The organism is Ruegeria sp. N8 (assembly GCF_056531325.1).
This window is the reverse complement of sequence record NZ_JBQFLQ010000004.1, coordinates 271,503-284,057: the sequence shown is the minus strand read 5'-3', so window position 1 is coordinate 284,057 and position 12,555 is coordinate 271,503. Positions and strand designations below refer to the sequence as shown.

Genomic DNA, 12,555 nt, shown 5'->3' with positions numbered 1-12,555 from the left:
CCCCCTCTCATGTCTGTCAGATGTCTAGTCATGGCTCACCCCCAGATAGGCGTCGATGACCTCTTGATTGTTGCGCACCTCATCGGGTGTGCCGTCACCGATCTTGCGGCCATAATCCATCACCACCACGCGGTCGCTCAGGTCCATCACAACGCCCATGTCGTGTTCGATCAGCGCGATGGTGGTGCCAAACTCGTCATTCACGTCCAGGATAAAGCGGCTCATGTCCTCTTTTTCCTCGACATTCATGCCCGCCATCGGCTCATCCAGCAGCAGCAGCTTTGGCTCCGCCGCCAAGGCTCGCGCCAGTTCGACCCGTTTCTTCAGCCCGTAGGGCAGGCGAGACACAGGTGTTTTGCGGATGTGCTGGATTTCCAAGAAATCGATGATCTTCTCGACCGCCTCGCGATTTTCCGTCTCTTCCGCCTCGGCTTTGCCCTTCCACAAGGCCTGTTGGATAATATTCGTCTTCATGAAGCCCAAACGCCCTGTCATGACGTTATCCAAAACGCTCATCCCCTCGAAAAGAGCGATATTCTGGAACGTCCGTGCAATCCCCTGCTGCGCCACCTCAAAGGGTCGCATCTGCGGGCGTTTTGATCCGTGAAACCAAACCTCACCCTCCTGCGGCACATAGAACCCCGAGATCACGTTCAGCATCGAGGACTTGCCCGCCCCATTCGGTCCGATAATTGCCCGGATCTCACCCTCGCGAATGTCGAACGAGATATCCTTGATTGCCACCACACCGCCAAAACGCAGGGTGATGTTCTTCATCTCCATCACCACACCGCCGATCTTGCGGCCGTCTTCGGTGACATATCCTTCGGAACTATCCAGCATCAGATCCTCCCTGAGCTGTAAAAAAACGGGACGGCGGGCGGGGCGATGACCGCAAGGTCGAGCGGCGCTCGAACGGCCCTCATTCCGCCGCCACCTTGTGCGAGGTCGCAGCAACAACCGGCGCGTCCACAATTTCCAGCGTGGCCGAGATCGACCCCTTACGCCCGTCCTCATAGGTTACTTCAGTCGTAGTCGAAACGCTGGATGATCCGTCATAAAGCGCATCAATGATGTCGTGGAATTTCTCTTCCACAAAGCCGCGCCGCACCTTTCGGGTCCGGGTCATTTCACCATCATCCGCATCCAACTCTTTGTGCAGGACCACAAAGCGATGCACCTGGCAGCCCGACAGCATCTCATCTGCCGCAACCGACTTGTTGACCTCTTCCACATGCGACTTGATCGTCTCTAACACACGGGGATGACTGGTCAGTTCCTGATAGGACCCATAAGCCACATTGTTCCGCTCGGCCCAGTTACCCACCGCCGTCAGGTCGATATTGATAAAGGCCACGCAGCGATCTTTGCCGTTTCCGAACAGAACAACCTCAAGAATATCGGGATAGAACTTCAGTTTGTTCTCGACATATTTCGGTGCAAACATCGACCCGTCGGCCATTTTGCCCACGTCCTTAGCACGGTCGATGATCCGCAAATGGCCTGACCCTTCCTCGATGAACCCGGCATCCCCGGTTGCCACCCAACCCTCGGCATCCTTGGTCGAGGCGGTCGAATCCGGGTTATTGTAATACTCGACAAACACACCGGGCGAGCGATAGTGAATCTCGCCCTTGTCGTCGATCTTCAACTCGACATCCGGCGCAGGAACACCAACCGTATCCGCGCGCACCTCGCCGTCTGGCTGTACAGTAATGAAAACGGTGGCTTCGGTCTGACCATATAGCTGCTTTAGATTGATACCCAGTGAGCGGTAGAAATCAAAAATCTCAGGCCCAATCGCCTCACCCGCCGTATAGCCGACGCGGAACCGGCCATAACCCAGCGTATCCTTCAGAGGACCATAAACCAGCATGTTGCCCAGCGCGTATTTCACCTTGTCGCCAAACCCAACCGGCTTGCCATCCAGCAACAGACCGCCCACCTTCTTGGCGTGATCCATGAAGTGACGGAACATGCGCTTCTTCAGCTTGCCCGCATCCTCCATCCGGATCATCACGTTGGTCAGCTGCGTCTCAAACACGCGCGGCGGGGCAAAGAAATAGGTCGGCCCGATCTCGCGCAGGTCGGTCATCATCGTGTCGGCGCTTTCTGGGCAGTTCACGCAGAAGCCGCACCAATAGGCCTGACCGATCGAGAATATGAAATCGCCCACCCACGCCATCGGCAGGTAGGACAGAATATCTTCGTTGCGGGTCAGATGGTCGAACTCAGCCGAGTTCTTGGCGCTTTCGATCACATTGCGGTTCGACAGCACCACGCCCTTGGGCTTGCCCGTCGTGCCCGAAGTATAGAGCATCACGCAGGTATCGTCATAGGTGATCGCCGCGATACGCTTGTCCAGTTCCGCGTCAAACCGAGCGTGACCGGCGCTGCCCTCGGCCATGATGTCGTCCAGCGCGTTCATCTGGGAATGGTCGTATTTCCGCATCCCCCGCTTGTCGGTGTAGAGGATATGCTTGACCTGATGCAGCCCCTGCTGAATCTCGATGACCTTGTCGACCTGCTCCTGATCACCGCAGACGACGAATTTCGCGCCGCAATGTTCCAGCACATAGGCCATCTCTTCCGCGACCGAGTCCTGATACAGCGGCACCGGCACCGCTCCTACCATCTGAGCGGCGACCATCGACCAGTAATGCGCCGGGCGGTTGCGGCCGATGACGGCGATATGGTCGCCCTTCTCAACGCCGATCTCCAGAAATCCCAACGCCAGTTTGCGCACCTCGGCGGCGGTTTCAGCCCAGGACCAGCATTGCCAGATCCCGAATTCCTTTTCCCGGTAGGCCGGGGCATCCCCGAACTGCGTCGCATTGCGATGTAACAGCGCCGGAAGGGAAACCAACCCTTCAGCGCCCGATTGCGTCTGAGCCAATCTTTCTCTCCTCCCCACCCGACCCCTCCCTTGGGTCGGAAATGGCGGGTTCGGGATGGTGCCCGAACGCCAATGCCCCACGAAGGGACAGGCGGAGGATCAGCGGCAAGTTTTGCCTGATGTTTTCTCAATTCTTACGAATTGTAACAGGGGTGGAAGGGTGATGGATTGGATGGATCGCCGGAGCACATCAGTCAAAATGTCGTCACCAAGCCACGATATTTCCGCGCATTTTGATAATGAGCTATTTCAGCGTACCCTGTTTCTTACTGCTTCAGTTGATGGCCAACACGGTTGGCCACAGTTTCGTAGGGGGGGAAACACATGTCTATCCGAAAAGCCGCAAGAGAATTCTTTGAGGCCTGCGATACAGGCAAAGGCTGGGACGCCTGCAAAAACTTTTGCCATGAGGGCGCGACGTTTTCAGCACAAGCCGACGCATTGGCCGACGTCACTTCCCTGGAAGGTTACGCAGACTGGATGAAAAACCTGCTGACTCCGATCCCGGATGGTCATTATGAGCTCAAATCATTTTCTGTTGATGAAGAGCGTGGAATTGCAAGCATATTTGCCGTGTTCCATGGAACTCATTCCGTGGATGGCCCAGTGCCTGCTACGGGAAAAACTCTGGCCGCGGAATACGTCTATGCCATTGAGTTTGACGGTGACAAAATCAAACACATGACCAAGATATGGAATGATGCGCATTCCTTGAAACAGCTCGGCTGGGCCTAATACTTTAGGATCAGGGGTACAGGTCACAAATCACGCAATTCCGACCACCGCGTGCTCTCTTTTGGCCACAGGGGGCATGCGCCCTGCCGCGACACTACAACCAATCCCGCAGAATCGGGATCAACGGCACATCAGCTGCGGGCATAGGATAGTTCCGCAGATCACTAGCGCGGACCCATTTCAGCGCCTGACCTTCTTTTGATTGTGGTATCCCCTCCCATTTCCGGCAAGCGAACAGCGGCATCAACAGGTGGAAATCGTCATAGCTGTGGCTGGCAAAGGTCAGCGGTGCTAGGCAGGAGGCCCAGGTGTTGATGCCCAGTTCTTCCTCCAGCTCGCGGATCAGGGCGACCTCGGGGGTTTCGCAGGGTTCGACCTTGCCGCCGGGGAATTCCCACAGACCGGCCATGGACTTCCCCTCGGGGCGCTGCGCCAGCAGCACCCGGCCTTCGACGTCGATCAGGGCGACGGCCGACACCAAAACGGTCTTCATGAACGATAATCCGCGTTGATCTCGATATAGCCGTGCGTCAGGTCGCAGGTCCAAACGGTGGATGCGCCTTCATCCAGCCCCAGATCGACCGCGATCACCAGATCCTGACCTTTCATATAGGCGGCAGCGTCTTCCTCGCGGTAGTCGGGGCTGACCCAGCCTTTCTCAGCCACCAGAATATCGCCGAAAGAGATGCTCAGAAGGTCGCGATCCGCAGCCGCTCCGGATTTGCCGATGGCCATGACCACGCGGCCCCAGTTCGGGTCTTCGCCCGCAATCGCCGTTTTCACCAGCGGCGAGTTGGCAATCGCCAACCCATGCACCTTGGCATCCGCGTCCGTGGCTGCTCCGGTCACACGAATTTCTACGAATTTCGTGGCGCCTTCACCGTCGCGCACCACCTGCTGCGCAAGGTCCAGCATCACCGTTTCAAGCGCCTGCGCAAACGCTGCATTGCCTGTGGCATCCACGCCCGAGGCCCCGGTGGCGCAAAGCAGCAGCGTGTCCGAGGTCGAAGTATCGCTGTCCACCGTGATGCAGTTGAAGGTGCGGTCGGTCTGCGCGCCCAGCATCGCTTGTAGCGCCGATTGTTCGACTTGCGCATCGGTGAAGATGTAAACCAGCATCGTCGCCATATCCGGCGCGATCATGCCTGAACCCTTGGCGATCCCAGCAATAGAGACTGTTTTGTCGTCAATCTCGACCTGTGCGCTTGCCCCCTTGGGGAAGGTGTCGGTCGTCATGATCGCCCGCGCGGCGTCTTCAATGGCGTGGCGGCTGAGACCCATTTTAAGCGTCTCAAGCTGCGATACGATGCGACCATGGGGCAGCGGCTCGCCGATCACGCCGGTGGACGATGTAAATACCCGCTCGACCCCGACGCCGGTGGCTTTGGACACGGCCTGCGTCACTTCGGCCACAGAGGTCTGGCCGTAGTGCCCGGTGAATGCATTGGCATTGCCCGAGTTCACCAAAATAGCCGCCGGACCATCGCTGGCCCCACCGATCTTGTCCTGACAATCCAGCACCGGGGCCGCGCGGGTGGCGGAACGCGTGAACACCCCCGCCACCGAGGTACCGGGATCCAGCACCGCCAGCATCACATCGGTGCGGCCCTGGTAGCGCACACCCGCCTCAACAGTGGCAAATCGCACGCCGTCAATTGCGGGCAGGTCGGGGAATGCCGCCGGAGCCAGAGGCGAAACTTTGGTAATCGTTGCCACGGACGGTTACTCCTGAAGCAGTTCGATCTGACGCAGTGCCTCGGGTCCGACACCCTCGGTCGTGGGGCGCTCGATCTCGGCCTGCTGGGTCAGCTCGTCGATGCGCGCCTGAATGATCTCCTGCTGAAGACCTTGGGACAGTTCGGCGCGGACAGCCTCAATATCCGGGGCTTCGGTTTTGCGCTTGTCGTTCAGGGTGACAACGTGCCAGCCGAACTGAGTTTTCACAGGGTCCGAAACCTGGCCCTTTTCCAGACTGACAACGGCAGCCTCGAAGGCAGGCACCATGCGACCCGGGCCGAACCAACCCAACTCACCCCCATTCGGGCCGGACGGGCCGGTGGATTTCTCGCGCGCCAGTTGCGCGAAATCAGCACCGTCATCAAGCTGAGCCTTGATTTCATTCGCTTCTTCTTCGGTTTCGACCAGAATGTGGCTGGCGTTATATTCATCCGCGCCCTGGAAATCAGCATATTGCGCATCATAGGCGGCCTGGATCGCCTCATCCGTCAGATTTTCCTCGATCAACGCATTCACAGTCTGCACCGCACGCAGAGATCGGGTTTCATTCTCGATGCCCAGTGCGTTCAGCCGGGTCAGCGCGTCCTGCTGTTGGCCCAGCAATTGCTGCTGGATCAACTGATCGACAATCAGATCATAAAGAACATCGTCTTCGATCTGCTGATATTGCTCGGGCAAGGCTGCGGCAGTAGCGATGATGTGACCCAATGTGATCTCTTCCCCGTTCACACGGGCCACGACCGCGCTGGGATCGGGCTGGGTTTCGGCGGCCAGTGGCAGGGCCAGCACGGCAGTCAGGGCCAGCGATGGCAGAAAAGTGAGGCCTTTGGGCATGGATTCATCCTATTTTCTAGCCGCGACGGGGCGCAGCGTTGACACTGTGGAACCTGCCGCTTACATCGCTTTGAAGCCTTGGACAGGGCCGCCTTTCACCCCCCGTATCTATGGGTTGCGCGCAAGGTGGGCAAGCCTGTCGCAACCAAGACAAGAACAGATCCGCTGGAGTGAACATGCTGGGACTCGGAACGCTCGCCAAAAAGGTGTTCGGAACACCGAACGACCGCAAGATCAAGGCGACCCGCCCCCTGATCGACCAGATCAACGCGCTGGAACCCGAGTTCGAGAAATTGTCGGATGACGGTCTGAAGGAAAAGACCGAGGAATTGCGTAAACGGGCGTTGGACGGCGAGAGCCTGGATGACCTGCTGCCCGAAGCCTTTGCCAACGTACGCGAAGGCGCCAAGCGCGCGCTGGGTCTGCGCGCCTTTGACGTGCAGTTGATGGGCGGCGCGTTCCTGCATCAGGGCAACATTTCGGAAATGAAAACAGGTGAGGGCAAAACGCTGGTCGCCACGTTCCCGGCCTATCTGAACGCTCTGACCGGCAAGGGCGTGCATGTGGTCACCGTGAACGAATACCTGGCCAAGCGCGACTCGGACTGGATGGGCAAGGTTTTTGGCGCTTTGGGCATGACCACGGGTGTGATCTGGTCTGGTCAGCCAGATGCGGAAAAGAAAGCCGCCTACGCCTGCGACATCACCTATGCCACCAATAACGAGCTGGGCTTCGACTATCTGCGCGACAACATGAAGTCCGATCTGGCCGAGATTTATCAAAAATACCACAATTTCGCGATTGTGGACGAGGTCGACTCGATCCTGATTGACGAGGCGCGCACGCCACTGATCATCTCGGGCCCGTCGCAGGACCGGTCTGACATGTATACTACGATCGACGGGCTGATCCCTTCGTTGCAGGACGACCACTATTCGCTGGACGAGAAATCGCGGAACGTGACCTTCACCGATGAAGGCAACGAGTTTCTTGAAGAACAACTGATCGCAGCCGGACTGATCCCCGAGGGCCATTCGCTGTATGATCCCGAAAGCACCACAGTCGTTCACCACGTGAACCAAGGTCTGCGGGCGCACAAACTGTTCCAGCGCGACAAGGACTATATCGTGCGCGACGGCAATGTCGTTCTGATCGACGAATTCACCGGGCGCATGATGCCGGGTCGCCGTCTGTCGGAAGGTCTGCACCAGGCCATCGAGGCCAAGGAAGGTGTACAGATCCAGCCCGAGAACGTGACGCTGGCCAGCGTGACCTTCCAGAACTATTTCCGCCTTTATGACAAGTTGGGCGGCATGACCGGCACTGCCCTGACCGAGGCCGAAGAATTCCAAGAAATCTATGGCCTGGGCGTGGTCGAGGTTCCGACCAACAAGCCAATTGCACGTGTAGACGAAGATGATCAGGTCTATCGCACTGGTGCCGAGAAATACGGCGCGATGATCGAAGAAACCAAAGAAGCGCAGGAAAAGGGCCAACCAGTTCTGCTGGGCACCACCTCGATCGAGAAATCCGAACTGCTCAGCCAGATGCTGACCAAAGAAGGCATCCAGCACAACGTTCTCAACGCCCGCCAGCACGAGCAAGAGGCGCAGATCGTCGCCGATGCGGGGCGTCTGGGCGCAGTCACCATCGCCACCAACATGGCCGGTCGCGGAACCGACATCCAGTTGGGCGGCAATGTGGAAATGAAAGTGCTGAAGGCGCTGGCCGAAAACCCCGAGGCCGACCCCGCCGAACTGCGCGCGGCCGAAGAAGCAACTCACGCCGAGGAAAAAGAAAAGGTTCTGGCCGCTGGTGGTCTGTTTGTTATGGCATCAGAACGCCACGAAAGCCGCCGCATCGATAACCAGCTGCGTGGCCGTTCGGGCCGTCAGGGTGATCCGGGCCGCACAGTATTTTACCTCAGCCTCGAAGACGACCTTATGCGCATCTTTGGCTCGGAACGTCTGGACAAAGTTCTGCACACCCTGGGCATGCAAGAGGGCGAGGCCATCGTTCATCCCTGGGTCAACAAATCGCTGGAGCGGGCGCAATCCAAGGTCGAAGGCCGCAACTTTGACATGCGCAAGAACGTTCTGAAATTTGATGACGTGATGAACGACCAACGGAAAGTGGTGTTCAGCCAACGGCGCGAGATCATGTCTGCCGATGACCTCTCAGATGTGGTCTCGGACATGCGCGAACAGGTCATCGACGATCTGATCGACGAATACATGCCGCCGAAATCCTATGCTGATCAGTGGGACACCGATGGATTGCACGAGGCGATCAAGGACAAGCTGACCATCGACGCGCCCGTACAGGATTGGGCCGCGGAAGAAGGCGTGGATGACGAACAGGTGCGCGAGCGTTTGGTCAAGGCCGCCGACGAGATGATGGCGCAAAAGGCGGCCGCTTTTGGCCCCGAGAACATGCGCAACATCGAAAAGCAGGTTCTGCTGAACACCATCGACAGCAAATGGCGTGAACACCTGCTGACACTGGAGCATCTGCGCTCGGTCGTTGGGTTCCGGGGCTATGCCCAGCGCGATCCGCTGAACGAGTATAAGAACGAAAGCTTCCAGCTGTTTGAAAGCATGTTGGACAGTTTGCGCGAAACCGTGACTCAGCAATTGTCGCGCGTGCGCCCTCTGACCGAGGAAGAACAGCGCGAGATGTTGGCGCAGATGCAGGCGCAACAGGCCCAAGCGCAGCAGGCGGTCGATCAGGCCGCAGGCCAGGCCGAAGCTGTGGCCGAGGCCGAAGCCTCGGGTGATGCGCGACCCGGTTTCGATGAAAACGATCCAAGCACATGGGGCAACCCGTCACGCAACGACAGATGCCCCTGCGGTTCGGGCAAGAAGTTCAAACATTGCCACGGACGCCTGACCTGACATCACCTTAGTTCAGACACAATTAACCCGCGTCACGGCCACATATTGGCCGTGATTGACCCGCAGGGTGCGACTCGCTCCTTCAACTGGGGAGGGTGTTTTGTTTGTAATTAAGAACTACGTGACCACTGGGGGTACCGTTGCCTGTGCCCTGGCCATTGGTTACCTGATGCAGAATGGAACGCCTGCGGAACCTGACGTCCAGCAGACGCAGATCAGTTCTGTCATGGATCACACGGCGATCATCGCAGGGCTGGAGGATATCGTTCTGACCTCCTCGACTCCGGCCCACGAAACGCCGGACGACACCACAACCGGACATCGCAAGCTGCACGCCAACGGGTCTGCCCCCTCGGGCCCGACGGACTGCGCTATCGGCGCACGGGCGCGGGCTGTACCCGGTGCTGCAGCGCAACTGACCGTCCTTGCCCCTTGCCACGCGGGCGAACGGATTGATGTGCATCACAGCGGCCTGACCGTCACGCAACAAACAGACGCGAACGGTCGTCTGGAAGTGACAATCCCGGCGCTCAGCGAATATGCGATCTTCCTGATCTCGGTCGGGGATCAGGCGGGCACTGTTGCGACCACACATATCCCCGATATCACCCATTTCGATCGCGTGGCCCTGCACTGGCAAGGCAATACGGACCTGCAAATCCATGCGCTGGAGTTTGGCGCAAGCTATGGCAGCACCGGCCATGTCTCGGTTGACGCCAAAACACAGGGCGCCGGGCAAGTTGTCCATCTGGGTCAACCCGACCTGAACGACGCGCAGAACGTTCAGGTCTATTCCTACCCTGCAGGGCAATCCGATCAGACCGGCTCGATCACCCTGTCGGTCGAGGCCGAAGTGACCCGGGCAAATTGCGGCCAGGAACTGCACCTGCAATCGCTGGAACTGCGCGGCGATCAGCGCCTCAGCGCGCGCGACCTGTCCGTCACTCTGCCGGAATGTTCGAAAGCGGGTGAGTTTCTGGTGTTGAATAATCTGCTCGAAGACCTGAAAATCGCGGCAAAGTAAAACCGCAGGCAGGCTCGGGCATCTTATGACATTTCTTCGTGTGGCGACCGCCGCACTCTTCTCCTTGGCATCTGCGTCGCAGGCGGCTGCGCAAGACATCACCCTGACCTCGCATGACGGCAAGGTCGAGGTAATCGGCAATCTGCTAGGCTATGACGGCGAGTTCTATCGCATCGACACCCGGTTCGGCGCGCTTACCGTTGACGGCTCGGGTGTGACCTGCACGGGTCCCGCTTGCCCCAGCCTGACAGATTTTGTGGCCGAGGTTCGCCTGTCCGGCGCGTCAGTTATGGCCGAGAACATCTTGCCCGCGCTTTTGGTGGCCTTTGCCCGACACGAAGGGTGGGCCGCGACCCCACGACATCTGGAGGGCGGGCAATTTGCCTATGAGCTGACTAGACCCGACCGCGCGGCGCCGCTGGGTCGGTTCGTATTCACCCCCACAACCACCGACCAGGGGTTTGCCGATCAAGTGTCAGGTTCGGCCGACATCGTCATGGCCCTGCGCGAGGTTCGACCAACCGAGCAAGACAGCGCCATCAAGGCCGGTTTGGGCGATCTGTCCCTGGCCCGGCGGTCCCGCATCGTGGCACTGGACGCGTTGGTGCCGGTGGTGTCACCGGACAATCCGATCCGACAGATATCACCCGCTGATCTGGTCCGCATCTTCACCGGAGAGATCACGAACTGGACCAGCCTGGGCGGACCCGACGCGCCAATTGCCGTGCATCTGCCGGACACCGACCCGTCGCAAGCCTTGCAGGACAGTTTGCTGACACCGGTAAACGCCTCCCTGCCCGCAAGGATCAACCAGCATAACCGCAGCAGCGCTCTGGTTCAGGCAGTTGCACGGGATCCGTTCGCCATCGGCATCGCCAGCCAGGCGGCGGTCGACACGGTCCGCGCGTTGCCCCTGACCGGCGGCTGCGGTCACGCGCTGGCGGCGACCCGACAATCCATCAAGACCGAGGACTACCCCCTCACCTCGCCCATGTTCCTTTACTTGCCCAACCGTCGCCTGCCCCGGATCGCAAGGCAGTTTCTGTCTTTCGCCCAAAGCCCCGAGGCGCAAGTCGCAATCCGAGATGCAGGTTTCGTCGATCAAGCCCCCGAGCTGTTGTCCATCGACCAGCAGGGACATCGCCTGGCCAACGCCGTCGCCTCGGGCGGGGCTGAAATTGGGCTGGACGAGCTACAACGCATAGTAGGTACATTGCGCGCCCAATCTCGGCTGTCGCTGTCCTTCCGGTTCGAGACAGGCTCCTCCCGCCCCGACGCGCAATCGCGCGCCAACATCCAGCTTTTGGCTCAGCTGGTGGAATCCGGCCAATTCGACACCCGGCGCCTCACATTTATCGGCTTCAGCGACGGCGACGGATCGGCACAAGCTAACGCCCAGATCGCCCTGCTGCGCGCCAAAACCGTGCGCAACGCCGTTCTGGCCGCAATTGAAGCTTCGATCTCCGAAAAGGTGGAACTGAATGTCGACGGTTTTGGCGAAGCCATGCCCATGGCCTGCGACGACACCGAATGGGGACGAAAGGTCAATCGTAGGGTCGAGGTTTGGGTCCAATAGCCCGGCCCTTCTTCTCGTTCCAAATACGGCGGGGGTGAATCGTCCCCAAAGGCGAAGAAGAGCAAAGCCCCTACAAATATCCTTCCGACCGGAAACTCAGTTCTGTCGATTTCCCGATGATCAGGTGGTCATGCAAGGTCAGACCCAACGCGACACAGGCATCCTGAATCCGGGTGGTCATATCGATATCCGACTGCGAGGGCGTTGGGTCACCTGACGGATGGTTATGCACCAGAATAAGCGCCGAGGCATTCAGCTCCAGCGCCCGTTTCGCCACCTCCCGCGGGTAGACCGGCACATGATCGACGGTGCCTTTAGCCTGCTCCTCATCCGCGATCAGCACGTTCTTACGGTCCAGATAGAACACCCGGAACTGCTCGGTCTCGCGATGGGCCATGGTCGTGTGGCAGTAATCCAGCAGCGCGTCCCAGCCCGAGATCACATGCCGCTGCATTACTCGCGCACGGGCCATACGATGGGCGCAAGCCTCAAGAATCTTCAGGTCGGTGATGACCGTCTCACCCGCACCTTTGATCTGACGCAGCCGTTCTTCGGGCGCGGTCAGCACGCGGTTGAAATCCCCAAACGTATCCATCAGCGCTCGCGCCAGCGGTTTCACATCCTGCCGGGGGATGGACCGGAACAGCACCAGCTCCAACAACTCATAATCCGGCATTGCAGCGGACCCGCCCGACATGAACCTTTCGCGCAGCCGCTTGCGATGGTCTTTGATATAGGAGGGCAATCGACCACTTGGCAGCGGCTGCGCGGGCGCTTCGTCCGTTTCAAACAGCATCGGGGCTTCAGCAAAGGCGTCCTTGGTCATCTTCTCACCCTGACGCCGAATCGGTTTCCAAAC

General features: G+C 58.9%; 10 protein-coding genes. 4 read left to right on the top strand and 6 right to left on the bottom strand.

Annotated features, from left to right (window positions below):
- Positions 1-24: 24 nt before the first annotated feature.
- Together ACR0C5_RS11190 and ACR0C5_RS11185 are read right to left on the bottom strand one after the other, a co-directional pair.
- Positions 25-843 carry an ABC transporter ATP-binding protein gene (locus tag ACR0C5_RS11190; RefSeq protein WP_170355671.1) on the bottom strand — a complete coding sequence of 273 codons (819 nt, stop codon included), beginning with the start codon at positions 841-843 and terminating at the stop codon, positions 25-27.
- A 79-nt stretch (positions 844-922) separates the two neighbouring features.
- Entirely contained in the window at positions 923-2,896 is a 1,974-nt protein-coding gene (locus ACR0C5_RS11185) for an AMP-binding protein (RefSeq protein ID WP_480505464.1), read from the bottom strand.
- 324 nt (positions 2,897-3,220) lie between these two features.
- Between ACR0C5_RS11185 and ACR0C5_RS11180 the strand changes: the two genes are divergently transcribed.
- Positions 3,221-3,631, top strand: a complete 411-nt coding sequence (locus ACR0C5_RS11180) for an ester cyclase (protein WP_170790241.1) — start codon at positions 3,221-3,223, stop codon at positions 3,629-3,631.
- A gap of 94 nt (positions 3,632-3,725) precedes the next feature.
- Here ACR0C5_RS11180 and ACR0C5_RS11175 read toward each other — a convergent pair whose 3' ends face one another.
- Genes ACR0C5_RS11175 through ACR0C5_RS11165 form a run of 3 tightly spaced genes read right to left on the bottom strand, consistent with a single transcriptional unit; the run spans position 3,726 to position 6,202 of the window.
- A complete protein-coding gene (locus ACR0C5_RS11175) occupies positions 3,726-4,124 on the bottom strand; it encodes a (deoxy)nucleoside triphosphate pyrophosphohydrolase (protein ID WP_170771448.1) in 399 nt (132 codons plus the stop codon).
- Positions 4,121-5,347, bottom strand: coding sequence for a bifunctional glutamate N-acetyltransferase/amino-acid acetyltransferase ArgJ (argJ, locus tag ACR0C5_RS11170; protein WP_170771445.1), 1,227 nt, complete (start codon positions 5,345-5,347; stop codon positions 4,121-4,123). The genes ACR0C5_RS11175 and argJ overlap by 4 nt, the downstream gene beginning before the upstream one ends.
- Positions 5,348-5,353: 6 nt before the next feature.
- Positions 5,354-6,202: a peptidylprolyl isomerase gene (locus tag ACR0C5_RS11165; protein WP_170771443.1), complete on the bottom strand. Its 849-nt coding sequence runs from the start codon at positions 6,200-6,202 to the stop codon at positions 5,354-5,356.
- Between the two features lie 176 nt (positions 6,203-6,378).
- Between ACR0C5_RS11165 and secA the strand changes: the two genes are divergently transcribed.
- The 3 genes from secA (at position 6,379) to ACR0C5_RS11150 (ending at position 11,696) form a co-directional block, all read left to right on the top strand.
- A complete protein-coding gene (gene secA, locus ACR0C5_RS11160) occupies positions 6,379-9,096 on the top strand; it encodes a preprotein translocase subunit SecA (RefSeq protein WP_170786096.1) in 2,718 nt (905 codons plus the stop codon).
- 100 nt (positions 9,097-9,196) lie between these two features.
- Positions 9,197-10,120: a hypothetical protein gene (locus ACR0C5_RS11155; protein ID WP_480876525.1), complete on the top strand. Its 924-nt coding sequence runs from the start codon at positions 9,197-9,199 to the stop codon at positions 10,118-10,120.
- Positions 10,121-10,145: 25 nt separating this feature from the next.
- Complete coding sequence (locus ACR0C5_RS11150; protein ID WP_480876522.1) at positions 10,146-11,696, top strand: substrate-binding domain-containing protein; 1,551 nt, start codon at positions 10,146-10,148, stop codon at positions 11,694-11,696.
- A 70-nt stretch (positions 11,697-11,766) separates the two neighbouring features.
- Here ACR0C5_RS11150 and radC read toward each other — a convergent pair whose 3' ends face one another.
- A complete protein-coding gene (gene radC / locus ACR0C5_RS11145; protein ID WP_480876519.1) occupies positions 11,767-12,522 on the bottom strand; it encodes a RadC family protein in 756 nt (251 codons plus the stop codon).
- Positions 12,523-12,555: the final 33 nt, after the last annotated feature.